The following is a 25,636-nucleotide window of genomic DNA, read 5'->3' as shown; positions in this document are numbered from 1 at the left end:
AAGAGCAAGCTGTTGTTGCGAGTGGTTTAGACCGCGTTCGTGTTGAGTATCAGTGAGCGTGAGGTGAAGAATTACGTGGACGAGGGCAAGCTGCAGGCGCACCAGGAGATCCCGTTGAGGCCGCTGAGGTGCTTATCCCGAATTTTCGAAGCTAAGCTGGGAACAGAGATGCGTCTGTCACAATCCGAGAAAAGTGCTTCTCAATGTGAGTGACGCCAGTATTCAGTTTGGTCCAGGCTTATACGGGTCCAGGGAGGCGTCCTTCCGGGCGGGTGAAACGCGAGGAGGGCAGAACCCTCCTCACTGTGTTTTAGCGTCGGCTCTAAGCCGTGGCGCAGTCGGACGGATCGCCCTTGAGTTTTTCGCTTGCGTGGCCCAGAGCCGGCAGGATGGCCTGCAAGTTCTCACGCACAGCCTTGGGGCTGCCGGGCAGGTTGACAATTATGGTCCTGCCCAATGTGCCGGCTACGGCGCGGGAAATCGCGCCATGGGGCGTTTTGGCCAAGCTGGACATGGTCATGGCCAGTTCGAAGCCGGGCAGGCGTTTCTCGATGGCGGCCAGTGTAGCCTCGGGCGTGGTGTCGCGTGGCGCAAGGCCCGTGCCGCCGGTGGTCAGCACAAGGTCGAAACCCTGCACCAGGGCCAGGTCCGTGAGCAGAGCGCGCAGGGCGCGGGGCTCATCCGGCAGCACGAAGCCCTTGGCCAGGCTTAGGGGATAGCGCGCGCCCACGAGCTCCTCGATGGCCGGGCCGCTCGTGTCCTCGCGTAGACCTTGGGCGCCCTTGTCCGAGAGGGTGACCCAGGCCAGCGACAGGCCTTCCGCGCGTGCGACGAGCTGCAGGTCCGCGCCGGTTTGCGCCTGCGGCGCGGCTACCATGCGCAGCCAATGGCAGGGCGTGGCCGTGCCGTTACCCGGCAGGCGGCCTGACCACTCGACCTGACACAGAGGCCCTTGCGGGCCGTCGAGGAACGTGCCGGCGCGCAGGTCGGGCAGGGGCGCATGACAGACAATCATGGCAGGGCCTGGCTGGTCGGGTTGGTCAAGCGGGCTGAATGAAGAAGCCCCGCCCATTACATCGGAAACCAGCAGGCAGGTCATGCCCTGGGCAAGCAACTGCTCGGGCAGCGAGACGGTAAAGGTCATGGCGCGCTCTCCTGTGTTGCTCGGTGGTGATATTTCTGAATCTTGGCCTGAATCCTGGCCTGGGCCAGGGCCATGAAATTCTCCAGACCTTGGGGAGCGGCGAGGCTGAACTCGTCCCCGAAGGCCGCGCCGGGAAAGGCGCGCATGGCCAGGCCCGCGAAAATACCGAAAGTTTCGCCCCGGGGCCGGCCGTAGAGATCGAAGACCAGCTTGCGCGTGACAGCGGCGCAGGAGGGCGAATTGAACTTGAGGAAGAACCCGCACACGGCCAGTTCGCTCAAACCGGCCAACGCGGCCAGCTTGGCCCTCGACCAGTCATGCAGCAGGGGCGTGAAGTCGCGGCGGCTGATTTTGCCAATAACCGCCGGCCGGCGCGGGTCGCCCTGAAAATCCATGGTCTCGCGGGGCGTAGGCATGCCGGCTTCGACCTCGGGGCAAACCGGGATGAGCGCGAAGCGGGATGTCAGTGCGGCGATGATTTCCGGGGCGTGCTTGTGGCTGCCGTCATAGCGCACGGCTTCGCCCATGAGGCAACGGCTGACCACGATGGCGGGACGTATTTCGGACATGGCGACCTCAAGCCAGAAGTACGGCCAGGATGCCGGTGACGAATATGCCATCGAAGGTGCCTGCCCCGCCGATGGACAGCACGGGCGCATCCAGGTTGCGCCAGGTGCGCGGGTTGAGCAGGTGCAGGATATCCGCGCCGAGCAGGGTGCCCATGGTGCCGCTCACGTAGGCAATCTGGGGCGCGTGCTCTGGCGGGGCCAGCAGGATGGCGATGATGGCCGTGACCAGCGGCGGCACAAGCATGGGAATGCCGATGCCCACGCCTGGAATGGGCCGGGCCATGGCGAAGCAGGCCGCCGTGACCAGGGCCGTGCACAGGAGCAGGGCAGGAGTGAAGCCCATGAGGCTAACGAAGTAGGTCGACAGGAGCAGCGGGATGACGCAGCCGCCCACATTGACGGCCACGACCTGCTCGCGCAGTTCGCCCATGGCCTGGAAAGGCCGCATGGGCCGCATGTGGCGGTAGAAAGGGTTGTTCAAAGGCGGGCCGTTGGGACTGGGAACTTTTATCATGCGCCGCGAGTGCAGGATTGGCAGGTTCATGCCGCTGCCGGCAAGCGTGGCCAGCAGCACGAGGAATGCTTGGCTGGTGGTCAGCCCGAGCTTGGCGAAGGCCACGGTGACGAGCCCCACCTGCACCATGATGAAGAGGAAGATGAGCAGCAGGAAAAAGAAGATCACGGCAGCCAGTATGAACGGGAACTGGAACATGATGACCTCGCGGGTCTCTGGAGGCGAAGGGAAAAAAGGGCTCCAGCCGTCATCCGATCCTCAGCCCGTTGGAAGCGGGCTGGGCGGGACAGAAAGGCCCGCCGGGGGCAGGGCATTCCTGACCAATGTTTGAGCCAAGCTCAAACATTGTATGATTGAAAAGTCTGGGACTTCTCAACGCTCCAGCTTAGACCGGCAATCGGCAAAATTCAAGGCAGGGACGCCGCACCCGTTTGAAGGTGGGTGCGGCGGTGCGGACTGGCTTAGTGGTGCTCTTCCTGAGTGTTCTGATAAATGCGAACCAGGGCCGTGCCCACGATGACGGCCATGTAGATGAAGATGAGGCCCACGCCAACGAAGCCGGCGGTGGTGGAGTGCATCGCGTTTTCAATCAGTTCGGAAATGGTCGCCATCATGACCTGTCCTCCTGGTGCTCTGCGTCGTGAAATGGTTCACTTTCCTTGCCGGAATCCAGTGAAATGTCAAGACCGGGCCATGGCTCCCGCAAGGCCGCCTCATATGCGATCCTGCCAAGAATTTTCGGGTTGCGGGTCCGAGTCTCCGCGCTGGAAGTGAGATACGGCCGCAGATAAGCCTATGCGCGAGCTCGGAATTCAATCTTATTTCGCAGTACCGTATCATGTTCGATTGCCTCATTGCTCACCCAGGCCTGCATTGCTCCAGACAGGGCACGCATAATTTTCTATTCGGCCTGCGGATGTTCTCTTGTAGCTCAATGGTTGAACTGATAAAGGTGACACTATTATCGCATTGAACGGAGGTATCGAGAATGGTCGTGGGCAAGGAACGCCGCAGGGCCTACAGAATTTACGTACCTGAACTACGCGTGCGTGTCGCGGGATACGAATACGATTTCAAGGCCTGGGATTTAAGCATCCTCGGTATCGGATTCATGTACGGGGCAAACCCGTTCAGGCTTGCGCAGATACTCAGGATGGACCTGCTGGAACACAGCGGCATCATTTTATCAGGTGTTGATGCCATCGTATCCCGCATGGGCGCGGGCGTGGTTGGTTGCGCTTTCCTGAGGCTTCAGGCCTCCCAGCAAAGTGCCGTGGAAGCCCTGGTGCTGCGCATGCAGGCCGAGCGCATCGCTCAGACAGGTGCGTGAGCGCCCCTGAAACTATTTTTCATAGATCAGCTAGTTAAGGGCGTGGCTCAATTTGAGCTGCGCCCTTGGCCGTTTCTTAGGCATGGACGACCGAGCTATCTATGGTATGTGGATTGATTATTGAAATAATTCTACTGCAAATGTACTCCCAAGCCCTTGAGATAGCATGGGAAGCAGCACTCTTTTGAATTAAACAAGCTATCTTAGCTAGTTAACTCTATTGTCATGCGCTTTTTTTGTGCTAAGATGGATAAGCTCAAAAGCCGCGCATCCTTGTAGCCGGTTGGGATGTAACCCGCGGAGACTGAAAGGAGCTTGAAGCCAAAACCGGTACTGGTAAGAGGAAGGTACACGCATGACATCCAGAGTCGCTGTCTCATTTACCCTGCTAGTGCTGATCGCAGTGTTGATCCTGACCCAGCGCACCGTGTCGAATCTCACCGGTGCCGTTGAAGCTTCCTGTACACGCATTGCCCAACTCGAACAGTCCCTGCTGGAAGAGAGGGCTAAGATAGCCGTGCTGAACAAGTTCGTCATGACCAACCATGAGACCATCAGGGGCATGCAGCGCCGGAAGGTGCTTACGGTCACGGCCTACAGCCCCAGGCCGGAGGAAACGAACGAGGATCCGTTCACCACCGCGTCGAATCGTCCCGTGCGGCCGGGCATCGTCGCCGTGTCGCGGGATCTCTTCGATGAGGGCTGGGTTTTCGGCCGCAAGGTCTACATCAAGGGCATGGGCGTGTTCACCATCGACGACCTCATGCACGCGCGCAAGCGCAACCAGGTCGATATCTTCATGTTCGAAACCGCCAAGGCGCGCGACTTCGGCTTGCAAAAGCTGGAGGTCTACCTGCTCGACACCTGACCTGTCCGGAGCGTTTCTCACGAGATCCACTTGGCCCGAGTTTCCTCGGTTCAAAGACAAAACCCCGTCAGGCGCGACCTGGCGGGGTTTTCTTGTACTTCTATCTCAAGCCGCGAGCTTTTCGCCGATCAGAGTAAATCGCAAGCCTTGAATCGGCTTTTGCTTCCGAGCCTAGGCTCTCGGCCTAGATAAATAGTTTGACGGCCTACAACCCCCTGCGTAGTAAAATTGGGCTAATTATTCTAATTGGCCAATTTAAACCAAGGAGGAGAGGACATGAGGACGCTCGATGTGATCACCACGATCCTGCTCATCATCGGCGGGCTCAACTGGGGCCTGGTCGGTCTGTTCGAGTTCGACTTGGTGGCCGCCCTCTTCGGGACGATGAGCTTGTTCTCCCGGCTGGTGTACGTCCTTGTGGGGCTGAGCGCCATCTATCAGGCGGTAGCCTACAAGGCCATGCAGCGCCGCTGGTGCAGCCGGGTGGCGGTCGGAGCAAGGTAACCTGCGGAACCGTGCGGATCTGCCCGGCCAGGTGCAGATAATCGGGCAGGTCCGCGTCGACTGAACAACAAGCGTTCGCAGCCGAGACGCATATCGCGGGCGATCATCCGCGCCGGGCGGTTCTATTCGCCGGACTCGCGCTCACCGCCGAACCAGCCGAAACGGTCCTGCACATACTCCCAGACAAAACAGATGACGAAGGCCGTGACCGCCAGGACGCCCATACGGTTGACGAAAGCCTGGCTATCGAAGGGCCAGCCCAGCGGAATGAACAGAAGTCTGCCGAGCAGGTCGCCAATGACCAGCCCGAGCAGCGTCGAGACGAATCGCATCGTAACCCCCATGCGCGCATGGCGCAGGCTTGGTGTGCGCGTGTTGTGACATGAAACTAAGGCGATGCCCGCAATTCACTTGCGCCGTCAACGCCGGAGCAGGCGTCTTGAAAGCAATCTGCTTTAAAAGACCTTGCCGCCAATGGCTTGGCTGAGCCAGCGGTCAAGATAAGCCGCGAGCCGGCGATGTCCACTGTACCGGAATGCGAGGGAGCCACGCCTTTTCTCGACTTGCCTTGCGTTAACCGGCCTGCTGGCCGCGCTTTTCCATGCCGATGAAGAACATGAGCAGCGACGGGATGACGAAGATGGTGAAGATGGTGGAGATGGCCAATCCTCCCAGGACCACGGAGCCGAGGCCTCGGTAGAGCTCGGAGCCGGGGCCCGGCGCGATGGCCAGGGGCAGCATGCCGAAAATGGATGTCGTCGCGGACATGTAGATGGGGCGGATTCTGGTGCGCACGGACTCCAGCACCGCCTCGCGATGCTCCATGCCATGCTCGCGGATATTGTTCAAGCTCTGGTGCACGATGAGAATGGCGTTGTTGACGACCACGCCAACCAGGATGACGAAGCCGAGCATGGTCAGTATGTCCATGGGTTGCGGGGCTATGAACCAGTTTTCCAGCTTAAGCCCCAGGAATCCGCCCGCTCCGGCCAGGGGAACCGTGAAGAGAATTATCAGGGGATAGATGAAGTTGCCGAACAGGGCGGCCATGAGCAGATAGGTGATGACCAGGGCCAGCAAAAAGTTCCACTGCAGGGCCTGGCGGGTCACGCTGAGCTTGTCCGCCGCGCCGCTCATGCCCACGTCCACGTTCGCGAGCAGACCCTGCTGGCGAACGGCCGGAATGATCTGGTTCTCCAGGGTCTCCATGGCCTGCTGCAGGGGAGTGTCCGCGGGCGGCGTGATCTCCAGGGTGATGGCGCGTTGGCGCTCCAGGTGGCGGATCTGGGTGATGCCGTAGGTGCGCTGCAACTCGGCCAGGAAGGAGACAGGCACGGCCCTGCCGCCGGGCGTGGACACAAGCGCGCTGTACAGATCCTCGGGCGTGGCCGCGCCCTTGTCCTCGCCCCTGAGCACCAGGTCGATGGTTTTGCGGCCTTCCTGTTTGTAGTCGCCCACGTCGCGGCCGTCCATGAACACGTCCAGGGCCAGGCCAAGGCCGTCGGCCGTGAGGCCCGCGGCCTTGACCCGCTCGCGCAGGGGCGTGAAGACCACCTCGGGATAGAGCATCTCCAGGGACGGCACCGGGCGCACCTGGCAGCCGGGGATGGCCTGCTGGATCATGCCGAACATGGCTCCGCCCACGGCGATGAGCCGGCTCAGGTCCGGGCCGGTCAAATCCAGGGATATGGCCCGGCCTGTGCCGATGCGCTGCTCGAAGATGGAGGCCTGCAGGCTTACGCCGATCATGCCCGGTATGGAGTTGGTGATGCGCGAGAAGAGCGGGATGAGCCGGGCCGCTCCCTGCTCGTCCGTGCTGGTCGCGCCTATGATGTTGATCTGCGGCGCGCTGACGAAGAAAGCCGTGTGCACGCCGGGAAAGCCCGCGCGGTCCTGCATCATATGCGGCTCGAGCTGGGTGTAGACCTGCCTGCCCATGTCCTTGCGCTCCTCGATGGACAAGCCGGGGGGCGGGATGAGGATATTGATGAGCAGATTGCGGTTGCCCGTGGGCAGATACTCCATTTTGGGGAAGAAGAGCCAGACGATGAGCATGGACACCGCGGTCAGGGTGGCCACGGTGGCGATGCGCGTGAAGGCGCTCGTGAGCGTGAGCCGCACCAGGGCCATGAGGCCGTTTGCCAAACGATCGCCGACGGCCGTGAGCGGGGCGAGCAGCCGGCTCTTGGCCTTTTTGGCCGAGCCGTACAGGTAGCGGGCCATCATGGGGATGACCGTGGCGGACACCAGCATGCTGAGCAGGATGGCGCAGGTCACGGCGATGGCGATGTCCTTGAAGAGCTGGCCCGCCTCTTCCTGCACGAAGACCACGGGCAGGAACACGGCCACGGTGGTCAACGTGGAGGCCAGCACCGCGCCCCAGACTTCCTTGGCCCCGTCGTAGGCCGCGTCGAAGGAGCTTTTGCCCAGGGAGCGGTGTCGGTCGATATTTTCCAGGACCACGATGGCGTTGTCCACAAGCATGCCCACGGCGAAGGAGATGCCGGCCATGCTGACCACGTTCATGGTCCGGCCCAGGGCCGAGAGGAAGATGAACGAGCCCACGACACTGATGGGGATGGCGGCGGCCACGATAAGCGTGGCCCGGCCGCTCTGCAGGAACACGAGCAGCACGACGACGGCCAGCAGGCCGCCTATGAGGATGTTCTGCCGTACGAGGTCGATGGCTCCGCGAATGTAGGCGCGCTGGTCGTAGTTCCAATCGATGTATAGGCCCTGCTCCTTGAGCTTGCCCGCGTTGAGCTCCTTGACCACGGCCTCGGCCTTGTCCGTGAGCTCCAGCACGTTGGCGCCGGGCTCGGGGCGGATGGCCACCACGATGCCCGGCTCGGCGTTGACCATGATGACCGCCTGCTCCTTGGCGTAGCCGGGCAGCACGCGGCCCACGTCGCGCAGGCGAACGATCTGCTGGCCCGTGGAGGTTACGACCAGCTCCTCGATCTCCTGCGGCGACTGGAATTGGGCCACGGTGCGGATGCGGTAGTCGCGCCGGCCCAGGCCCAGGGTACCGGCGGAAACGTTGACGTTCTCCTCGCGCAGCACGCTCATGACGTCCGAGACTGTCAGCCCATAGGACGCGAGCTTTTCCGGCTCCACGACGACGTGCATCTCGTCCTCGGTGCCGCCGCCCACGAACAGCTCGGCCACGCCGTCCACGCGCTCCAGGTACTGGCGCACCTCGTTCTCGAAATAGGTCTGGTAGGTGGCGATGTGGCGCGGATTGCCGGGCAGGGTCTTGAGCATGGTCCAGACCACGGGCGAGGTGTTGGAGCCCGTGGCGCTGATGACGGGCTTCTCGGCGCCCTCGGGCGTTATGCGCACCTCGTTCATCTTGTTGGACACGCGCAGCAGGGCGTCGTCCACGTCCGTGTTCAGCTCGAAGCGCAGGGTGATGCGCGCGAAGCCGTTGAAGCACTCGCTCTCCATCTCCTCCAGACCGGTGACGCCCTTGAGGACCTTCTCCTGCTCCTCGACGATGTCGCGCTCGATCTCGTAGGGCGTGGCGCCGGTCCAGTAGGTCGTTACGGTGATCTCGGGCGTGGTTACCGTGGGAGAGAGCTGGTAGGGCATGCCCATCAGGGCGATGGCTCCGAACATGACCACCAGGATGACGCCGACGATGACCGTGACCGGCTTATCGATGGAGGCTCTGACGATATCCATGTGCGCCCTTTTGCGTTACCTGGCGGGTTCGGGCGACACGGGCTGACCGGCCCGCAGCCGTTCGTTGCCCTTGACGACCACCGGCATGCCCGGCGCGAGGCCCGGGTTGCCCTGCGGCCGCACGCCCGCGTGGTCGCCCTGATAGCCGACCACCTGCACGGGGACCATCATGGCCTTGCCGTCGGCCACGGTCCATACGGCCAGTTGGCCAAAGACGCTGATGACCGCGTCCCGCGGCACGAGCAGGGCTTCGACCATGGGTCCCGAAGGCAGGATCACGCGGGCCTCCATGCCTTCGGCCAGCCCGCGCGCGTCGCGCACGCGGATCTTGAGCGGAAAGGTGCGCGTGGCCACGTCGCCCTTTGGGATCAGAGCCTGGACCTGCCCCCGGCGCTGCATGTCGGCCACGCTGATGTCCACCTCCGCGCCGGGTCTGGCAAGAGCCGCTATGTCCTGGCTGACGTTGACCACCACATCCACGGCGTCGTCGCGGGCCAGGGAGGCCACGGCCGCGCCTGTGTCGAGCCAGTCGCCGCGCGCGACCAGGCGATCGAGCACCGTGCCGGAGAATGGCGCGCGCACCTGGGACTTACCCAGCTTGAGCTTGATCTGGTCAACGCTGGCCTTGAGTTCGGCGGCGCGCTTTTGCTGGCTTTGGTAGGTAAAGCGCTTCTGGTCGTATTCCTGCTCGGACACCGAACCCGAGGCGAACAGCGAACTCATGCGCCTGTAATCCGCCTCGGCCAGGGCCAGGTCGGACAAGGCCTGCTGATGGGCGGCCTGCTTGGCGGTCAGGTCCATGCGCAAAAGGTCCGTGTTCAGCCTGACCAGAACCTGTCCACGCTCAACCAGGCCGCCTTCCTCCATGTCGTAGGAATCCACGATACCCGCCACTTCCGTGGCCACCTGGGCTACCTCATTGAAGTAGACCGTACCGATGTAGGCGGTCTGCGGGGTAACGGAACCCATGGCGGCCTGGGCGATGGCGACTTTGGCCGGCGGGCGTTCCTGCTGGGCGAGCGAAGCGGTCGGAACAAGCAGAGCCAGCAGGGTGAGCAGAACTAGGAGCGATTTGGACATGGCATGCAAGACCTTTGGGACGTAATGTGTGCTTGCGGGGAGATGGTCCCGCGAAGGGGCTACGGCCTTGACGTAGTATAATAGTTAGAATAGCAACTAAGCGCTGTCAATACAGCCTGCTCGCGATTCGTTCACGTTGCAGCGGGCAGGTGCGCGGCGGACGTCCATCAGGCTGCGCACACGTTGACAGCCGTCTGCGGCGGGATACAGTTGCCGCTGCAAGAATCGCCTTTGCGGAGGGTTTATGCACAACGGCCTCAACCCGGACGAGATGGACAAGTCCGTGGGATTCAAGGTGGTCAAACTCGCTTTGCGCATGAAGCAGGAGCTGCGGCGCGCGTTCCTGGCCGCCGGTTTGGATGTCACCCCAGAGCAGTGGGCCGTGATGAACAAGCTGTATCTTGCCGAGGGTCTGTCACAAAGCGAGCTGGCCGATCAGGTCTGCAAGGATCGCCCGACCATCACACGCATCCTGGATACACTGGAGAGGCGCGGCCTGGTGGTGCGCGGGCGCGACCATACGGACAGGAGACGTTACCGCGTGCACCTGACCATGGCCGGCAGCGAAATGCGCGGCAAGCTCTATCCCGTGACCAAAGGCTTGGGCGACAAGCTCATCAGCGGCCTGGACGCGGAGGAGATCGCGCGCTTCAAGGCATCTTTGGAAATACTGCTCAAGAATCTGGAATAACTCTTATCATTCATGCTACAACGTTAGTGAACATTACAGTGGATGGGCTTTGGACGGCCTGTCCCGCTTCATGGAGTCGAACATGCGCATCTTGATCTTCCTTTTGACTTTCGCGGCCATGCTGATCGCATCTCCCACGGTCCCGGATGCCATGGCGCAGCAGGGTGAACCGGTAGCCCGCCCGGGTGCGCCGGTAGGGCGTCAACCCTTGCCGGAACCATATGCCGAGTCCCTGCGTGAGGACCCCTATGCGGACATCATGCGCCAGGACATCACCAAGCCCGTGCCCACGGGCGTCGAGGACCCGGTATTGAACAGGCAACCCGGCGACATGACCTTCGCTCTGGAGAGCGCGGTCAAGCGCGGCCTGCAGGCCAATCCCCAGATCCGCGCGGCCCGCTTCGCCGTGCGCGCCGGAGAGTACAACCGCTTGGCTCAACTGGGCGAGTTCGGCTTCAAAGTGGACGTAACGTACGGAGTGGAGCACTACCTCGGATCGGAAAACCGTTCCCAATTGTCATTTACAAGGACTGGTGCCGAGGCTCCAGACAATCTGTACTCGTTCACCGCGTCACTGACCCAGCCCCTGTTCACGGGCTTCCGCCTGTTGAACGGCTATCAGCGGGCCAAGCTGGCCAAGGAGCAGGCCGAGGCGCAGCTTCGGCAGGCCGAACTGCAGCTCATGCTGTCCATCCAGACCAACTACCTGGAACTTCTGCGCGCGCGCATGGACCTCAAGAGCCGCGAGGACGCCGTGGCCCGCCTGGAGTCGCAGCTCAAGGTTTCCCAGGCCTTCTACGACGTTGGCCTGCAACCCCGGCTGGACGTGCTCCAGGCCGAAACCGAACTGGCCAACGCCCGGCAGCTTCAGCTGAACGCCCAGAACCGCGTCTCCACGCAGGTGATCAGGCTGAACACCTTGCTTGATCTGCCCATCGACGCGCCCGTGCGCTACGAGGGCGATCTGGACTACGTGCCTTTCGACATGGAGCTCGATCGCAGCCTGGAGCTGGCCTATGCCCAGCGGCCTAATCTGAACATCGCGCGCAAGAGCGTGGAGATCGCCCAGCGCGACGCGGGCATCGTGGCCAGCCGCTTCTATCCGAATGTCAATGCGCAGTTGAGCTACTCCTCGGTTGGCGACGATCCCAGTGCCAACGGGTACGACAGCTCTGATGACGAAACGAGTGATACGTCCATCGGGGCGACCCTGAGTTGGAACGTGTTCGAATGGGGCGCGACCTACAACAGCTACCTGGCGGCCAAGGAAAATGTCAGCCAGCTCGAATCGGCCCTGGCCAACGAGCGCCTGAATGTCAGCTTCGAGGTCAAGGCCAACCTCTTGGCCATTCAGGAGGCCGCGGACCGCATCCGCGCGGGCAAAACCTCCATCGTTGCGTCGCGCGAGGGCTTCCGCATGGCCCTGGCCCGCTACCAGGCGCAGGTGGGCACCTACACCGAGGTGCTCGACGCCCAGTCCAATGTCACGCAGAGCGAGGCGCTGCTCGCCCAGGCTCTGTCCGACTACCAGACGGCCATCGCCAACCTCTACGCCTCCGTTGGCGAATTCAACCCGGCCCTGCGGCCCATGTAGCCGGGCAAGAGCATCCCCGCACCGACCGAAAAGGGGCGTGTCCGTCAGGCGGCGCGCCCTTTTTTTGTCTCGGCCAGGGACTGAACTCGGCCAATCACAAAAGCGGATCGCTGGGAACCGGCAGGTTACAAAGCCACGGCCAACCTGCAAAGAGACCACGAAAGAGGCTTGGAATTGTAGGCGCTCTGCAGTATAAGACTACTTTTGTAATCAATGAACCTTTCAGGTCTGTTGCACGCAAGGATACTGCCATGATCCCGGTACCCAAGGGCTTTCGTTTCGCTGCTTCCAAGGCGGCCTTCAAGCGTGAGGGCCGTTATGATCTCGCCGTGATGCTCAGTGATACCCCGGCCGTGGCCGCGGGCGTGTTCACCACCAACCGCTTTCAGGCCGCACCCGTATTGCAGTGCATCGAGACGCTGGCCTCCCGCGAGCGTGTGCGCGGCGTGGTGGCCAACTCGGGGCAGGCCAACGCCTGCACGGGCGAGCAGGGCCTGGTCAACTGCCGCGTGTCCCTGGAGATGGCCGCCGGGGCCTTGGGCGTGGACATGGACGAGCTTTTGCCCGCATCCACGGGCGTCATAGGCCAGCACATCAAGCTTGACCGCTGGCGCGCGGCCCTGCCGGAGCTGGAAGGCTCCCTGGGCAAGGTCGGCCCCATGGAGTTCACCCGGGCCATCATGACCACGGACAAATTCCCCAAGCTGGCCTGGGCCACGATCAGACATAATGGCCAGGTGGCGCGCGTGCTCGGCATGGCCAAGGGCGCGGGCATGATCTGCCCCAACATGGCAACCATGCTCGGCTTCATCGCCTGCGACGCGGATGTGGAGCCCGGCCTGTGGCGGGATATGCTGCGCCGGGCCGTGGAGCGCAGCTTCAATCGCATCACCGTGGACGGCGACACCTCCACAAATGACTGCGTGTTGGCCCTGGCCAACGGAACGTCCGGCCTGCGCATTGACCCCACTACGGAGCCTGACGGCCGTCAGGCCCTGCAAACCGCGCTGAGCGAAGTCTGCGAGGCCCTGGCCTACATGATCGTGCAGGATGCCGAGGGCGGTACCAAGGTCGTGCGCATCCACATCGTGGGCGCCAAGGACGACCGCCAGGCCGAGCTCGCCGCTCGCGCCGTGGGCAACTCGCCGCTGGTCAAGACCGCCCTGTTCGGCCGCGATGCCAACTGGGGCCGCATCGTGGCCGCCGTGGGCAGAAGCGGGGCCGAGTTCAACCCCGACCATGTGGCCATGGCCATCGGCGGCATCACCATTTTCGAGGGTGGCGCTCCCAAGGTCGGCGACATCGACGGCCTGCTGGCCGCGCACATGGACCAGCGCGACATCTCCATCGAGGTCAGCCTCGGCGACGGCCCGGGCGAGTACACCCTGCTCGCCTCGGACCTGACGGTGGAATACATCAAGATCAACGCCGATTACAGAACCTAGCGCATTTTGCGCAAGAGCTGGGAAGGGCTTTGCCCTTCCCAGACCCATCCCACCAGGGCCCTTCCTAGACTAGGCACGCCCCTGGACCCGCGTAGTTCGTGAGCGAGTCGCTTCAGGCTGGCTGCCGGATCCGATGTTCGCAGGCGCGGGCTTTTCGACCGTGACGAGCGCCCGGAAACCGCTCCGGCAGGAGGATGCAGAGTGGAGCCCAAGGATTTCGACAAGAATTTGCGCGAGCGCGACCAGCTGACGCGGCTGACCGATTTTTTCTTCGAGGTCGGCATGCTGCGCAAGACCCCGCGCACGGGCTATCAGTTCCTGGGCACGGGCCTGGAAAACGTGGCCGAGCACTCCTTCCGCACGGCGGTCATCGGCTTTGCCCTGGCGCGTCTGGCCGGGGCCGATCCGGCGCGCACGGCCATGCTCTGCCTGTTTCATGATCTGCACGAGGCGCGCACCGGCGACTTCAACTACGTGAGCCGGGCTTACAATACCTCCAAGCGCACCTTGGCCCTGGAGCACGCCCTGGCCGGCACCGGGCTGGAGGAAGATGTCTTGGGCCTGTGGCGGGAGCTGGAGGATGTGGACAGCCTGGAGGCTCAACTGGCCCAGGACGCGGACCAGCTCGATCTGCTCTTGAACCTCAAGGAGCAGCTCGACCTGGGCAATGCCTATGCGGGAAAGTGGATGGAAGCGGCCCTGGGTCGGCTGCGCACCGAGCCGGGCAAGCAGCTTGCCGCGTGCATCGGCCAGACCGACCATACAGACTGGTGGTTTCTGGGCCCGGACGCGGCCTGGTGGTCGCGTAAGAACGGCAAATCGGACAAGTAGCCATGCTTGTGGCGGTCATCTCCGACACGCACCTCGCCGAGCCCACGCCTCCATTTCGTCGCGTGTTCAAACGTCATATAGAGCCTGCGGACGTGGTCCTGCACTGCGGCGACATCACCGGCGCGGCCATGCTGCGCTTTTTCGAAGCCTCGCATCCGGCCTTTTATGCCGTGCTGGGCAACTGCGACGCCATGACCGGCGGCATGAACCTGCCTGCCATGTACACGCTGGAACTGGCCGGCTTCCGCATCGGCATGGCCCACGGCTGGGGCGCGCGCAGCCGGGTCGGGCTCACGGTTCTTGAAGCCCTCGGCCCCGGACTGGACATCGTCTGCTATGGCCACACGCACCGGCAGCACTGGGAAAAGATTGGCTCCACCTGGCTGCTCAATCCCGGCAGTCTCGATCTTGTCCGCGAGGAGCGGCCGAGCCTGGCGTTGCTGACATTGGAGCCCGGCCGTGAGCCGGCCTGCGAGCATGTGACGGTGTCAGGAAGAGACTGAAGCAGCCTTACAAGCAGGTGTTCCCATGATGCGATTCCTTGTCCTGTCCCTCATCACAGGCCTGCTATGCGGCTGCAGCTCCCGGCAGATGCACCATGGCAGCCTGGATTCCTGGGTCGGCGCGCCCATCGGCAGCTACATCCGGGCCAATGGCCAGCCGAGCGGAAGGCGCGATTTGCCCAACGGCTATGCCGTGTACTCGTTTTCCAGCACCGGTAGCGGATACAAGCCCATTGAGAGCCAGTCCAATCACGAGGCACGCAGCTACGGCACCACCCGCGGAGTCGAGGGGAGCCTCTACAAGGACTCTCGCCTGAATATGTCCTGCACGGTCTGGCTTGAAACGGACAAGGACGGTCATATCGTGCGCTGGCGCCAGCAAGGTAACAATTGCTATTAGAGCATTTTGCTTTTGAAAATGCTCTGCAAGCCATGCGTCGACATGGCTTGCCGCCGCGTAGGCGTAGGCGCAATTCACTTGCGCCGTCAACGCCGGAGCGGACGTCTTAAAAGCAATCTGCCCTAAGATGCTTTGCAAATTAAAAAGGGCCGCTCCATGGAGCGGCCCTTTCTAATTTATTCGGATGGCTGGTTATTCCAGGTACTGCGGATTGACGATCTCGATCTTGGCCTCGGAGCGCAGGCTCTCAATGAAGGCTTGATACAGTTCCTGCTCGCGGCTCTGGGTCAGTGCCGCGACCCACATGTCCTTCTGGCTCTGCCATTCGGATTCGGGAGCCGGAATGAGCGCATCGAGCTTGGCCACGTACCAGCCCTTGGGCGAGGAGTATGCTCCGGGCAGCCACTCGCCGGACTTGGCGACGAAGGCGTCCTTGGCCAGATCCTGGTTGGCGCCCAGAACGGGCACCGTGCCCTTACGGTCAAAGGGCTCGCTGGTCTTGAGTTCGGGCAGGCTCGCCGCGGCCTGCTCACGCGCGGCCGGGTCGGCAAGCTGTTTGGCCAGGGCCTGAGCCTTGGCCTTGGAGAGCTCCAGGGCCTTGTCGCGCTTGAGCAGCGTTTCGATCTGCACGCGAACCTCGTCCAGCGGCTTGACGGACTCGGGCTTGCTGCCGGCCTTTTCGGCCAGGATATAGCCGTTGCCCGAGGAGACCGGGGTGTCGGTCAGCTCGCCGTCGGCCAGGGAGAAGATGACCCGCTTTGCCTCATCGTTCAGGCCGATGCCGGCAGGGCCGGCGGACTCGGAGAACATTCCGCTGTCGCGGGGCACCATGTGCAGGCTCTTGGCGATCTCGGCCAGGGACTGGCCCGCTGCGGCCAGCTCCGTGGCCTCATCAAGGGCGTCGCCCACCAAGGATGCCGCCGTGTCGCGTGCCAACTCGGCGCGGATGTCGGACTCGACCTCGGCCAGAGGGATCTGGCCAGGCTCGCGGCGCTCCTCAAGCTTGATAATGTGCCAACCGAATTCCGTGCGCACCGGCGCGCTGACCTGGCCGGGCTTGAGGGCGAAGGCGGCTTGCTCGAAGGTCGGGACCATGCGGCCACGTCCGAACCAGCCCAGGTCTCCGCCCGCGGGGCCGCTGGGGCCCTCGGAGAACTTCTTGGCCGCATCGGCGAAGCTCAGACTGCCGGTGATCTTCTTGCGGATATCCTCGATCTTGGCCTTGGCCGTGTCCACTTCCTCCTGCGGCGCATCCTTGGCGACCTTCACAAGGATATGGCTGGCGCGGACCTCTTCCTGGCGTTGGAACTTGTCGGCGTGGGCTTCGTAGTACTGCCTGACTTCCTCGGCCGGGACCTGCTCGGGCCTGGCCATCTGCTCGGCGGAGAAGAGCAGGTAGGAAATGCGCGCTTGGGCCGGCAGGGTGAAGCGGGCCTTGTTCTGCTCGTAGTAGCCGGCGATCTCTTCCTCGCTGGGGCTTGCCTGGGCGGTGAAGTCCTCCAGGGGGAAGAGGGCATAGCGGACCACGGCGGTATCGCGGGCAAATGCGAAGTGGTCGCGGGCCTCCTGCTCGCTGGCCTTGGCCGGCAAGGTGGCCACCTGGCGCATCTTGTCCAGAAGAAGCTCGGTGCGCATGCCGGCTTCGTAGCTTACTTCGGTCAGACCGTTGGCGCGCAGCAGGCGGCGGTAGAGCTCATAGTCGAAGCCGCCGCGGTCGCTCTGGAAAGCGGGCGTGGATTTGATAATCTCACGCACCTCTTCGTCCGAGACGACCATGCCGGTGTCCTTGGCCTTCTGGCGCACGAGTTCGGCGTCCACGATTTGGCTGAACACCTGGCGGCGCAGGCCAAGCTGCTTGAGCATCTCGGCGTCCAAGTCCGGGAAGCGGCTGCGCAGTTGCTCCGTGGCTCGCTCCAGGGCTTGGCGGTACTCGGTCACGTTGACGGGCGTGTCGTTGACGTAGCCCACCACCGAGCCGTTCTGGTTCCGGAAGCTGCCCACGCCCCAGAAGACGAAGACGATGATGATTATGCCGAAGACGATCTTGACGCCCCAGCTGCGGGCGTTTTGACGAATGGGATCGAGCATATGTTCTCCGTTAGGAGCCGGCCGGTCGGCCGACGGTATTGAGAAGTCCGCCAGCTTTAATAATGGCCAGTTCCTGTGCAGTCAAATCATTGCCCACTGCAATCCGCTCGCCTGTATCCAAGGTCAGTTCAACCGTGCCGCCGGGCGTGATCTCGTCGGCCGGAATGGTCACGGAAACGCCCAGGGTGAACTTGGCGTAATCGTCCTTGTTGGTCAGCAGCAGCGGCAGTATGCCGAAGTTGACCAGATTGGCGCGGTGGATGCGGGCCAACGACTTGACGATGACGGCCTTGACTCCCAGGTAGCGAGGCCCCAGGGCAGCGTGCTCGCGGCTGGAGCCTTGACCGTAGTTTTCGCCGCCAATGATGACACCCTTGCCGGCGGTTTGGATGCGGCCCACGAAGCCTTCATCCACGCGGCCGAAGATGTGCTTGCTGATGGCCGGGATGTTGGAGCGCAGGGCAGTGATCTCCGCGCCGGCAGGCAGGATGTGGTCCGTGGTGATGTCGTCGCCGACCTTAATGGCCACGGGCGCCTCGATGCGCGCGGGCATGGACTCGAAGGGCGGCAGGGGCGCGATGTTCGGGCCGCGCAGGATCTCGACCTTGGAGCCGTCCTCGGGCGGATAGATGAACAGGTGACGGATGTCAGGGGCCTGCTCCGGCAGCTCGGGCTTGGCTGGAGGCGTGCCCCAGCCGGCAGGGTCGGAGAACTCGCCGCACAGGGCGATCATGGCCGCCGTGGCCGGGCTGACCAGATAGACCTGAGCGTCCTTGGTGGCGCTGCGGCCCTCGAAGTTGCGGTTGAAGGTGCGCACGCTCACACCGCCGGACACGGGCGAGCCGCCCATGCCGATGCACGGGCCGCAGGCAGCCTCCAGCAGGCGCGCGCCGGAATCCAGCAGCGGGTCGATGAGCCCTTCCGAGGAGAGCATCTTGAGCACCTGCTTGGAGCCGGGCGCGATGAGCAGATCGGTCTCGGGCTTGATGCGCTTGCCCTTGAGCAGCAGGGCCACGGTCTTGAGGTCCGCGTAGCTGGAGTTGGTGCATGAGCCGATGCAGGACTGCTCGACCTTCATGCCCGCCAAATCCTTGATGCGCACACGACGATCCGGCATGTGCGGCGCGGCGGCGAGCGGCTCCAGGGCGTTCAGGTCGATGCGGATTTCTTCTTCGTAGGCCGCGCCCTCGTCGGCGAGCAGCTCCACGAAGTCATTTTCGCGGCCCATGGACCTGAGGAACATGCGGGTCTGCTCGTCGCTGGGGAATATGGAGGTGGTCGCGCCCAGCTCTGCGCCCATGTTCGTGATGGTGGCGCGCTCGGGCACCGTGAGCGTGGGCACGCCCGGACCGGCGTATTCGAAAACCTTGCCCACGCCGCCCTTGACCGTCAGCTCGCCCAAAAGGTGCAGAATGATGTCCTTGGCCGAGGCCCAGCCTTGCAGCTCGCCGTCGAGCCAGACCCGCACGACCTTGGGGCAGGGCAGGAAGTAGGCTTCGCCGCCCATGGCCAGAGCCACGGACAGACCGCCGGCGCCCATGGCCAGGGAGCCCACGCCGCCGGCCGTGGGCGTGTGGCTGTCCGAGCCGATAAGGGTTTTGCCGGGCTTGGCGAAGTTCTCCAGGTGCAACTGGTGACAGATGCCCGTGCCCGGAGGCGAGAAGATGATGCCGTACTTGGCGGCCACGGTGCGCAGATAGCGGTGATCGTCCGGGTTACGGAAGCCCATCTGCAGCGTGTTATGGTCCACGTAGCTCACCGAAAGCTCGGTGCGCACGCGCGATACGCCCATGGCCTCGAACTGCAGGTAGGCCATGGTGCCCGTGGCGTCCTGAGTCAGGGTCTGGTCGATGCGAATGCCAATCTCGCTGCCGGGCGTCAACTCGCCCTTGACCAGATGCTTTTCCAAAATCTTGCGCGTAAGATTCTGCGCCATGCTCTGCTCCTTTCTGCCTGGCGTAAAGAGAATGTACTGCCTTATGGAGTGGTATGGCGCGGCATGCCCGGCCGTCGCACTTATTCCATGCCCAGTTCGATGCGCCTTATCTTGTTGCGGCGGATAACGATCTCGGTATCCAGACGCAGTTTGTCCTGCTGGGCCTGGAAGATTTCCTGGTTGTGGAAGACCCCCTTTGCGGGGTCTTCGCAGGCGCGCAGGTGGATGACTTTGGCCTCGGCGGCCTTCTTTTCGGCCGTCAGGGTTTCGATCTGAGCCTTGAGGGCCGAGATGTCTTGGGGCAGATCACTACTCAATGCGGATGCGCCGCCTGGGTTTCTGTTCTGGTTCATGCTCGGGTTCCTTATGCTGGGGCAGCAGGCTGCGCACCGGCGTGCCAAGGCGGTTGTACAAGTTCCAGAAGCTTGGCCAGTGGGCCGTGAGCACGCCGGGGTTGGCCAGGCGGATGCCGGGGCGGACAAAGGCCAGCAGCGCGGCAGCCAGGGCGAACTCGACCGAGGGCGCGCTCCAGATGCGTATGCTGTGCTCCCTGTCGAAGCCGTGATCCATGCGAATGAGGGAGCCTTCCACCGAATGGGGCTTGCCGCAGGCTTCCAGGAACTCAATAGCCTGGGACAGGAAGATATCGTCCGAACCGCAGTCCAGGTTGGCTCCGCCCGGTGCGGCCGCGGCCAGAACCAGAGCCAGAGGGGCCAGGGTCATGTCGGGCGCGGTGAGGCAGAGCCGCTCGGGCCATGGCAGGACAGTGACGGACGCCGCTGTGCTGTCGATAGCGAGATCCAGGCCCACGGAGCCGAGCAGGCGCTGGGCTTGCTGAAACATGGGCAGTGCGGCTGGCCATGGACCAACGAGGCGCGCACGACCGTTGATGAAGCGGGGCATGGCCAGCACCGAAGCCGAGATGAGGCGGTCCATGGGCAGACTGGGCGCGACCGGAACCGTGGGCTCCGCGTGCGGCACGCTGAATGAGCCGGGAGAAGACTTGAATGGGATGCCGCACATCGTGAGCACCAGGGCTGCGTCGGCCAAGGCGTCGGCCACTGGCGAGTCCGCATCGTACTGCAGGCTCAAACCCTCGGGATACGTCCAGGCCGCCGTGGCCAAGGCCGCGGCGAAGGCCGGCGGGCAATCCTCGGGCAGGCGCAGGCTGGAAGCCATGCGGCCGCCCGACTCCAGGCGCGCTGGCAGGCCAGGCGTGTGCGGGGTCAGCGGTGCAAGGCGCGCGCCCAAGGCCGATAGGATGTCGGACAAACGGCCGAGGTCCAGGAGCTTGAGGTCCGCTCCGCCCGAGAAGCGGCAGCGCCCGGCATGACCCAGGCCCAGCGCGAGCAACAGATAGATTGTGTACTCGTGGTCACCGGCGAAGATAGCTTTATCTTCGAAGGCCAGCGTGGCGCCGGCGCGGGAGGACAGCGATTCCTGCTCCCAGGACAAAGCCGCGCCTGCCTGGTTGAGGGCCTTGACCAATTCCACGGTGCGATCGTTGAGCGCCACGGGAGAGAGCTGCATGGCTTGGCCCGATGCCGCGGCCACGGTGGTGATCAGCAGCAGGTGGTCAACCGACAGAGGGGCAGCGGCATCGATGTCCACGGCATTGCGCTTGGGTGTGAGCAGAAAGTCCATGCTCGGGCCCTGTCTGGCGCCAACCTTGGCATAGGCCATGCCGTTGAGCAGGGCCACGGTCTTACGCAGCATGCGGGGCTCCAGGCCCAGCCTTTTGGCGGCTTTGTCCCACTCGAACCAGATGCGCCGCTCCTGCTCGGGGTCGGACAGGGGTTTGCGCTTCTCCTGGCGGGCCGTGGCCGCCCTTGTCAGGAGCCTGGTACGCTCCGCTAGCAGTGCGGCTAGCCTGCGATCGAGGTCGTTAATTTGGGTGGTAATCGACTTTTGGGGCTCGGGTAAGGGCATCAGATGATCCGCCGGATGTATGGATTTGAAACCAGAATTCCTAACCGCATTCGGGCTCCATGGCAAGCGCCATGGGTGGCTCCCTCCCAGGTCCAATCATGATGCAATCTTGGATGAGTCAGACACCCCAAATGACGTTTTCTCACGTCGTGAGGCATGTTAGTCAACGTACGCTTCATGTTTAAGCCGGTGAGGGGTGGGGTGGCCGATCCCATGATATCGTGAGTGTTTTGGAGAAATGTCCGTACGAATCAGTTAGCTAAGTGGTTGTAGGTGAATGATGAAACGAGTAATATCCGCGTGACAAAAGGTACAAATAGGCCTTCAGTGAAATATCCAACTGTTTTGATAAGTCAGAAGGGTTATTTTTTCTTTTGACATTTTGTTCTTTTTTTAACAAGGTATGCCCGTCAGTCGGACGGTTAAAAGGTCATACTTGAATCCGACGGCTGGCTTCCCGGCTAAAAACCGGGAGCAGGGGGCTGCGCCTGGGCATGTCCTTCCAGTAAGTTCTTTTTTCGGTCATGTGAATCACAGGCCGGAGAATCCAGGAGCGTTGGGGAATTTACCCATGTCGGAGCGCCATGTGCATTCCGGCGAGGCTTTCCGTGTTTTTTTTGTTCATGAACACACAGTTAAAGGAGTTGGAGTACTATGGCCAAGCTCGTTCCTCCTCATGGCGGTAAGGGTCTTGTCGAGTGCCTGCTGAAGGGCTCGGCTCTGGAGTCCGAGATCAAGAAGGCCGCTGGCCTGCCCAAGATCGTCATCTCCGATCGCGTGAAGGGCGACCTGATCATGCTCGGCATCGGCGGCTTCTCTCCGCTGAACGGCTTCATGGGCAAGGCTGACTGGAAGGGCGTTTGCGAGAAGTTTATGCTCGCCGACGGCACCTTCTGGCCGGTTCCCGTGGTGTGCGACACCAACGACGAGGCCTGCAAGGTCGGCGACGAAGTCGCGCTGGTCGGCGCCAAGGGCACCGTCTACGCCACCATGAAGATCACCGAGAAGTACGCGCTCACCGCTGATGAGAAGAAGTGGGAGTGCGAGCAGGTCTTCAAGGGCAACGGCGACGACTCCAAGAAGTTCTGGGAAGTGGCCGAGTCCGACCACCCCGGCGTGCAGATGGTCATGAAGCAGGGCAAGTACAACCTGGCCGGCCCGGTGAAGGTCCTCTCCGAGGGCGACTACCGCGAGAAGTTCCCCGGCGTGTACCTGACCCCCGCCGAGATCCGCGCCGAGATGGAGAAGCGCGGCTGGGCCACGGTTGCCGCTCTGCAGCTGCGCAACCCGATGCACCGCTCCCACGAGTACCTGGCCAAGATCGCCGCCGAAGTGTGCGACGGTGTGGTCATCCACTCCCTCATCGGCAACCTGAAGGCCGGCGACATCCCGGCTGACGTGCGCATCAAGTGCATCCAGACCCTCATTGAGAAGTACTTCGTGAAGAACTACGTCATCAATGCCGGCTACCCCCTGGATATGCGCTATGCCGGTCCCCGCGAAGCTCTGCTGCACGCGACCTTCCGCCAGAACTACGGCATCAGCCACATGCTGATCGGCCGTGACCATGCTGGCGTGGGCGATTTCTACACCCTGTTCGAGGCCCAGGAGATCTTTGATCGGATTCCCTACGCCAAGGACGAGAATAAGCCCGCCGGCAAGGCGCTGGTCACCGTGCCCATGAAGATCGACTGGACCTTCTACTGCAAGAAGTGCGACGGCATGGCTTCCATGCGCACTTGCCCGCACACGAAGGAAGACCGCGTCATCCTGTCCGGCACCAAGCTGCGCAAGGCTCTGTCCGAGGGCGCCGAAGTCGTCGACCATTTCGGTCGCGACGAGGTTCTGGTCATCCTCCGCGAGTACTACGGCGGACTGACCGAGAAGGTCGAAGTCAAGATGCAGAAGGCCGCCAGCGGCTCTGCCATGAAGTAACGCTCACGAGCCTCGCGGCTCTGAGACGTGAATTATCGACGGGGCGTCCTTACGGACGCCCCGTTTTTGTTGACGTACGCCTAAAGCTGGATACTATGTGCCAAAAATCCCGAAGGCAGGGCCGGAAGGGATATGGGATGCACTAAATGGCCGAGGATGTCCGTCAGCTCATAGAGCGCATGTGGCCGGAAAGCGGTATAAGCCGTTATGGCCGTGTCTTTCATGACACGAGCGAGTTCATGGACATAGGCCATGGTGATGTCATGGCCCTGGGTGGCTTACACTATCTGGTGATCAGGGACGAATCCGAGCGCCGCTTCGGCATGGAGGACCCGAAATACTGGGTCAAGCGTTGCCATGTGCTGGAGACGGGCGAGAAGCGCATCGTCAAGCTCGTGTTCTACGAGACGTTCAACGCCACGGTGGGACGGTTCCAGTTCCCCTGCTATCGCAGCCCGATCAAGGAGGCGCGCATCCTCGATCTTGTGCGCGAGGACCCGCGCTTCATGCACGGCTTCTCCCTGGAGGACTCGCAGGGCAACAACGTGCGTGTGCTGGAGTACGTGCAAGGCCGCCGCTTGGACCTTCAGGTCGAGGCCATGGAGGTCGACCACGAAACATACTTCCGCGAGCGTTTCCCCGCAATACTCGCAGGGTACATCGACGCCTGCGAGGCAATACTCTTTCTGCACGAGCATGGCGAGAAGCACGGCGATATCCGTCGCGACCATCTTTATGTGGAGCGAGGCACGGGCCGCTACCGCTGGATCGATTTCGACTATGCCTTCGACTTGCGCGAGAATCCTTTCGGCTGGGATCTCTTCGGATTGGGCAACATTCTGGCCTTTCTGGTAGGCAAAGGCGAACACACACCGCTGAGCATCGCCGAGCAGGGTCTCGCGGAGCACATTCGAGTGCCTCTTGACCAAGATGACTTTGGAATCATCTTCGGCAACCGTCTGTTCAATCTAAAAAAGCTTTTCCCTTACATTCCCGAGCGCCTGAACAGAGTTGTCCTGCACTTCGCGCAAGGCGCCAATGTTTTCTATGAAACCGTGGACGAGCTGCTAACGGACCTGCGGCCTTGTCTGGCCGAACTTGGTGCAATACCGGAGCAAGCCCAAGGAGGCGAGGCATGAATCCCAAGCGCATACTCATCGCCGTTGACGCATCCGCGAATTCGGAACGAGCGGTGGCCTACGTGGGCGACATTCTGTGCCATGCCCGTGAAGCGGAAATTCTATTGTTCTGTCTATCAAAGACGCCGGATCGTGACCTGTTCCCGGACGACGCCACCTGGCAGGCCAGCGCCAGAAAACAGGACGCGGAGTACAAAGAGTTTCTTGCCCGGGCGCGAGGCAGTCTGGAACAGCGCGGTGTTGACGCGGGTTGCATCGAAACTCGGCTTGTGCCGTTCACGGGTTTCAGCGTGGCCCAAGGTATTTTGGGAGCGCAACGCGATGGAGGCTATGGCACCATCGTGGTCGGCCGCCGGGGCATGTCCAAGGAAGAGGAGTTTTTGTTCGGTAGCGTCTCCTCGCGCGTCGTGCATCACGCGCGAAATTGCGCAGTGTGGGTGGTGGAATGAGTATTCAGGCACAAGCCAGCGTTGATCATCGCCAGCCATTCCCGCCTGGTGGTGGCATGTGTTTGCGCTAAGGGATGGGAGAGGTTGGTTATTCTTGTGTTTTTTTCTGTGTAGGTATAGAAGTATTAAGTTCGATGTGTTACTTGGCAATTGTTCTTTTTAGAACATGTCAGGTTACAATAAGGAGTTTCCTCGATACTGCCGAGTCCCTAGCCGAACTGCTCGGACTGCCCAAAATAGGCGGAATATCTGACTTGAACGCTTGTAACAGATTTCACTTTCAACTTGACAGGCCGTACGGGGCTTGTTACTTCTCGCACAAGCTGTTGTTGACAAATCCTGGTTTGGAAGCAAGGGCAGGGGCGCATTTGCTCTGCTTTTTCTTCATATAGCTTACGGTGCAAGTCTAGATTGGTTTAACCCTTACTCATAGTGTTGGGAGGTTCAACATGCCTACCTATGTCGATCCAAGCAAGTGCGATGGCTGCAAGGGCGGCGAAAAGACCGCGTGCATGTACATCTGCCCGAACGATCTGATGATCCTGGATCCGGAGGAGATGCGTGCATTCAACCAGGAGCCCGAAGCATGCTGGGAGTGCTACTCCTGTGTGAAGATCTGCCCCCAGGGCGCCATCTCCGCCCGTCCTTACGCCGACTTCGCTCCCATGGGTGGTACGTCCATCCCGATGCGCTCGGCCGAGGATATCATGTGGACCGTCAAGTTCCGTAACGGCGAAGTCAAGCGCTTCAAGTTCCCCATCCGCACCACTCCTGAAGGCTCCATCAAGCCCTTCGAAGGCAAGCCCGAGCCCGGCGACATCAACAACGAGCTGCTCTTCACCGAGAAGGAGCTGACCAAGCCCGAAACCGCTCTTGGCAAGAAGATCGAGATTGGTGAAGCCGACAAGCAGATCCAGTGGTAGAACCTTGCTCGCCGCGCAAGCGGCGGTGCATGCTGATCTGAGTCACAAGTAAGCGCTAACTACATTCACTCAGGAGTACC

Annotated in this window: 24 protein-coding genes; 13 read left to right on the top strand and 11 right to left on the bottom strand. The window is 62.1% G+C overall.

Annotation, left to right across the window (positions count from 1 at the left end; genetic code table 11):
- Positions 1–322: 322 nt before the first annotated feature.
- The 4 genes from H585_RS0100295 to H585_RS23430 all read right to left on the bottom strand — a co-directional run bounded on the left by H585_RS0100295 (position 323) and on the right by H585_RS23430 (position 2,841).
- Positions 323–1,144, bottom strand: coding sequence for a MogA/MoaB family molybdenum cofactor biosynthesis protein (locus tag H585_RS0100295; RefSeq protein ID WP_027366283.1), 822 nt, complete (start codon positions 1,142–1,144; stop codon positions 323–325).
- Entirely contained in the window at positions 1,141–1,713 is a 573-nt protein-coding gene (locus tag H585_RS0100290; protein WP_027366282.1) for a 2-thiouracil desulfurase family protein, read from the bottom strand. The genes H585_RS0100295 and H585_RS0100290 overlap by 4 nt, the downstream gene beginning before the upstream one ends.
- A gap of 7 nt (positions 1,714–1,720) precedes the next feature.
- Positions 1,721–2,425: a DUF1614 domain-containing protein gene (locus H585_RS0100285; RefSeq protein ID WP_014258566.1), complete on the bottom strand. Its 705-nt coding sequence runs from the start codon at positions 2,423–2,425 to the stop codon at positions 1,721–1,723.
- A gap of 263 nt (positions 2,426–2,688) precedes the next feature.
- Positions 2,689–2,841, bottom strand: a complete 153-nt coding sequence (locus H585_RS23430; protein WP_005988285.1) for a hypothetical protein — start codon at positions 2,839–2,841, stop codon at positions 2,689–2,691.
- A gap of 374 nt (positions 2,842–3,215) precedes the next feature.
- Here H585_RS23430 and H585_RS0100270 point away from each other — a divergent pair, with 374 nt between their 5' ends.
- The 3 genes from H585_RS0100270 (at position 3,216) to H585_RS0100260 (ending at position 4,929) form a co-directional block, all read left to right on the top strand.
- On the top strand, positions 3,216–3,557 hold the full coding sequence (locus tag H585_RS0100270; RefSeq protein WP_027366281.1) for a PilZ domain-containing protein: 342 nt from the start codon (positions 3,216–3,218) through the stop codon (positions 3,555–3,557).
- A 355-nt stretch (positions 3,558–3,912) separates the two neighbouring features.
- Entirely contained in the window at positions 3,913–4,425 is a 513-nt protein-coding gene (locus H585_RS0100265; RefSeq protein WP_014258564.1) for a 3D domain-containing protein, read from the top strand.
- Between the two features lie 276 nt (positions 4,426–4,701).
- A complete protein-coding gene (locus H585_RS0100260) occupies positions 4,702–4,929 on the top strand; it encodes a DUF378 domain-containing protein (RefSeq protein WP_027366280.1) in 228 nt (75 codons plus the stop codon).
- 122 nt (positions 4,930–5,051) lie between these two features.
- Here the strand turns inward: H585_RS0100260 and H585_RS0100255 are convergent, their stop codons facing one another.
- The 3 genes from H585_RS0100255 to H585_RS0100245 form a co-directional block, all read right to left on the bottom strand.
- On the bottom strand, positions 5,052–5,261 hold the full coding sequence (locus H585_RS0100255; RefSeq protein ID WP_027366279.1) for a hypothetical protein: 210 nt from the start codon (positions 5,259–5,261) through the stop codon (positions 5,052–5,054).
- Between the two features lie 241 nt (positions 5,262–5,502).
- The gene (locus H585_RS0100250; protein ID WP_027366278.1) at positions 5,503–8,613 is read right to left on the bottom strand and encodes an efflux RND transporter permease subunit; all 3,111 of its coding nucleotides are present in this window, start codon (positions 8,611–8,613) and stop codon (positions 5,503–5,505) included.
- Positions 8,614–8,628: 15 nt separating this feature from the next.
- On the bottom strand, positions 8,629–9,693 hold the full coding sequence (locus H585_RS0100245) for an efflux RND transporter periplasmic adaptor subunit (RefSeq protein ID WP_027366277.1): 1,065 nt from the start codon (positions 9,691–9,693) through the stop codon (positions 8,629–8,631).
- 244 nt (positions 9,694–9,937) lie between these two features.
- Here H585_RS0100245 and H585_RS0100240 point away from each other — a divergent pair, with 244 nt between their 5' ends.
- The 6 genes from H585_RS0100240 to H585_RS0100215 all read left to right on the top strand — a co-directional run bounded on the left by H585_RS0100240 (position 9,938) and on the right by H585_RS0100215 (position 15,157).
- The gene (locus H585_RS0100240) at positions 9,938–10,384 is read left to right on the top strand and encodes a MarR family winged helix-turn-helix transcriptional regulator (RefSeq protein WP_005988270.1); all 447 of its coding nucleotides are present in this window, start codon (positions 9,938–9,940) and stop codon (positions 10,382–10,384) included.
- An 82-nt stretch (positions 10,385–10,466) separates the two neighbouring features.
- A complete protein-coding gene (locus H585_RS0100235) occupies positions 10,467–11,978 on the top strand; it encodes a TolC family protein (protein ID WP_027366276.1) in 1,512 nt (503 codons plus the stop codon).
- Positions 11,979–12,229: 251 nt separating this feature from the next.
- Positions 12,230–13,423 carry a bifunctional glutamate N-acetyltransferase/amino-acid acetyltransferase ArgJ gene (gene argJ, locus H585_RS0100230; protein WP_027366275.1) on the top strand — a complete coding sequence of 398 codons (1,194 nt, stop codon included), beginning with the start codon at positions 12,230–12,232 and terminating at the stop codon, positions 13,421–13,423.
- A gap of 201 nt (positions 13,424–13,624) precedes the next feature.
- Entirely contained in the window at positions 13,625–14,254 is a 630-nt protein-coding gene (locus tag H585_RS0100225; protein ID WP_027366274.1) for an HD domain-containing protein, read from the top strand.
- A 2-nt stretch (positions 14,255–14,256) separates the two neighbouring features.
- Complete coding sequence (locus H585_RS0100220; protein WP_027366273.1) at positions 14,257–14,757, top strand: metallophosphoesterase family protein; 501 nt, start codon at positions 14,257–14,259, stop codon at positions 14,755–14,757.
- Positions 14,758–14,782: 25 nt separating this feature from the next.
- Positions 14,783–15,157 carry a hypothetical protein gene (locus tag H585_RS0100215; protein WP_027366272.1) on the top strand — a complete coding sequence of 125 codons (375 nt, stop codon included), beginning with the start codon at positions 14,783–14,785 and terminating at the stop codon, positions 15,155–15,157.
- Between the two features lie 192 nt (positions 15,158–15,349).
- On the opposite strand, the gene H585_RS0100210 is transcribed toward H585_RS0100215, so the two are convergent.
- From H585_RS0100210 to H585_RS0100195, 4 genes are all read right to left on the bottom strand, one after another.
- Entirely contained in the window at positions 15,350–17,245 is a 1,896-nt protein-coding gene (locus tag H585_RS0100210; RefSeq protein ID WP_027366271.1) for a SurA N-terminal domain-containing protein, read from the bottom strand.
- A gap of 10 nt (positions 17,246–17,255) precedes the next feature.
- A complete protein-coding gene (locus tag H585_RS0100205) occupies positions 17,256–19,181 on the bottom strand; it encodes an aconitate hydratase (RefSeq protein WP_027366270.1) in 1,926 nt (641 codons plus the stop codon).
- A gap of 80 nt (positions 19,182–19,261) precedes the next feature.
- On the bottom strand, positions 19,262–19,534 hold the full coding sequence (locus tag H585_RS0100200) for a hypothetical protein (protein ID WP_027366269.1): 273 nt from the start codon (positions 19,532–19,534) through the stop codon (positions 19,262–19,264).
- On the bottom strand, positions 19,491–21,110 hold the full coding sequence (locus H585_RS0100195) for a chorismate mutase (RefSeq protein ID WP_027366268.1): 1,620 nt from the start codon (positions 21,108–21,110) through the stop codon (positions 19,491–19,493). Before H585_RS0100195 ends, H585_RS0100200 begins: the two co-directional genes overlap by 44 nt.
- A 654-nt stretch (positions 21,111–21,764) precedes the next feature.
- On the opposite strand from H585_RS0100195, the gene sat reads away from it, so the two are divergent.
- From sat to aprB, 4 genes are all read left to right on the top strand, one after another.
- On the top strand, positions 21,765–23,045 hold the full coding sequence (gene sat, locus H585_RS0100190; protein ID WP_027366267.1) for a sulfate adenylyltransferase: 1,281 nt from the start codon (positions 21,765–21,767) through the stop codon (positions 23,043–23,045).
- A 146-nt stretch (positions 23,046–23,191) separates the two neighbouring features.
- The gene (locus tag H585_RS0100185; protein ID WP_027366266.1) at positions 23,192–24,184 is read left to right on the top strand and encodes a serine/threonine protein kinase; all 993 of its coding nucleotides are present in this window, start codon (positions 23,192–23,194) and stop codon (positions 24,182–24,184) included.
- Entirely contained in the window at positions 24,181–24,633 is a 453-nt protein-coding gene (locus tag H585_RS0100180) for a universal stress protein (RefSeq protein WP_027366265.1), read from the top strand. The genes H585_RS0100185 and H585_RS0100180 overlap by 4 nt, the downstream gene beginning before the upstream one ends.
- A gap of 449 nt (positions 24,634–25,082) precedes the next feature.
- Positions 25,083–25,556 carry an adenylyl-sulfate reductase subunit beta gene (gene aprB, locus H585_RS0100175; RefSeq protein WP_005988240.1) on the top strand — a complete coding sequence of 158 codons (474 nt, stop codon included), beginning with the start codon at positions 25,083–25,085 and terminating at the stop codon, positions 25,554–25,556.
- Positions 25,557–25,636: the final 80 nt, after the last annotated feature.

Origin of the sequence: Desulfocurvibacter africanus subsp. africanus DSM 2603 (assembly GCF_000422545.1) — a bacterium.
GTDB classification, from domain to species: Bacteria; Desulfobacterota; Desulfovibrionia; order Desulfovibrionales; family Desulfovibrionaceae; genus Desulfocurvibacter; species Desulfocurvibacter africanus.
Note: the sequence above shows the minus strand (reverse complement) of the source record. Positions and strands in the feature narration are given on the sequence as shown.

Excerpts from the sequence above, each read along its gene's own strand:
- H585_RS0100295 (WP_027366283.1), bottom strand. The coding sequence starts at position 1,144 with ATGACCTTTACCGTCTCGCTGCCCGAGCAGTTGCTTGCCCAGGGCATG.
- H585_RS0100290 (WP_027366282.1), bottom strand. The coding sequence starts at position 1,713 with ATGTCCGAAATACGTCCCGCCATCGTGGTCAGCCGTTGCCTCATGGGC.
- H585_RS0100285 (WP_014258566.1), bottom strand. The coding sequence starts at position 2,425 with ATGTTCCAGTTCCCGTTCATACTGGCTGCCGTGATCTTCTTTTTCCTG.
- H585_RS23430 (WP_005988285.1), bottom strand. The coding sequence starts at position 2,841 with ATGATGGCGACCATTTCCGAACTGATTGAAAACGCGATGCACTCCACC.
- H585_RS0100270 (WP_027366281.1), top strand. The coding sequence starts at position 3,216 with ATGGTCGTGGGCAAGGAACGCCGCAGGGCCTACAGAATTTACGTACCT.
- H585_RS0100265 (WP_014258564.1), top strand. The coding sequence starts at position 3,913 with ATGACATCCAGAGTCGCTGTCTCATTTACCCTGCTAGTGCTGATCGCA.
- H585_RS0100260 (WP_027366280.1), top strand. The coding sequence starts at position 4,702 with ATGAGGACGCTCGATGTGATCACCACGATCCTGCTCATCATCGGCGGG.
- H585_RS0100255 (WP_027366279.1), bottom strand. The coding sequence starts at position 5,261 with ATGCGATTCGTCTCGACGCTGCTCGGGCTGGTCATTGGCGACCTGCTC.
- H585_RS0100250 (WP_027366278.1), bottom strand. The coding sequence starts at position 8,613 with ATGGATATCGTCAGAGCCTCCATCGATAAGCCGGTCACGGTCATCGTC.
- H585_RS0100245 (WP_027366277.1), bottom strand. The coding sequence starts at position 9,693 with ATGTCCAAATCGCTCCTAGTTCTGCTCACCCTGCTGGCTCTGCTTGTT.
- H585_RS0100240 (WP_005988270.1), top strand. The coding sequence starts at position 9,938 with ATGCACAACGGCCTCAACCCGGACGAGATGGACAAGTCCGTGGGATTC.
- H585_RS0100235 (WP_027366276.1), top strand. The coding sequence starts at position 10,467 with ATGCGCATCTTGATCTTCCTTTTGACTTTCGCGGCCATGCTGATCGCA.
- argJ (WP_027366275.1), top strand. The coding sequence starts at position 12,230 with ATGATCCCGGTACCCAAGGGCTTTCGTTTCGCTGCTTCCAAGGCGGCC.
- H585_RS0100220 (WP_027366273.1), top strand. The coding sequence starts at position 14,257 with ATGCTTGTGGCGGTCATCTCCGACACGCACCTCGCCGAGCCCACGCCT.
- H585_RS0100215 (WP_027366272.1), top strand. The coding sequence starts at position 14,783 with ATGATGCGATTCCTTGTCCTGTCCCTCATCACAGGCCTGCTATGCGGC.
- H585_RS0100210 (WP_027366271.1), bottom strand. The coding sequence starts at position 17,245 with ATGCTCGATCCCATTCGTCAAAACGCCCGCAGCTGGGGCGTCAAGATC.
- H585_RS0100205 (WP_027366270.1), bottom strand. The coding sequence starts at position 19,181 with ATGGCGCAGAATCTTACGCGCAAGATTTTGGAAAAGCATCTGGTCAAG.
- H585_RS0100200 (WP_027366269.1), bottom strand. The coding sequence starts at position 19,534 with ATGAACCAGAACAGAAACCCAGGCGGCGCATCCGCATTGAGTAGTGAT.
- H585_RS0100195 (WP_027366268.1), bottom strand. The coding sequence starts at position 21,110 with ATGCCCTTACCCGAGCCCCAAAAGTCGATTACCACCCAAATTAACGAC.
- sat (WP_027366267.1), top strand. The coding sequence starts at position 21,765 with ATGGCCAAGCTCGTTCCTCCTCATGGCGGTAAGGGTCTTGTCGAGTGC.
- H585_RS0100185 (WP_027366266.1), top strand. The coding sequence starts at position 23,192 with ATGGCCGAGGATGTCCGTCAGCTCATAGAGCGCATGTGGCCGGAAAGC.
- H585_RS0100180 (WP_027366265.1), top strand. The coding sequence starts at position 24,181 with ATGAATCCCAAGCGCATACTCATCGCCGTTGACGCATCCGCGAATTCG.
- aprB (WP_005988240.1), top strand. The coding sequence starts at position 25,083 with ATGCCTACCTATGTCGATCCAAGCAAGTGCGATGGCTGCAAGGGCGGC.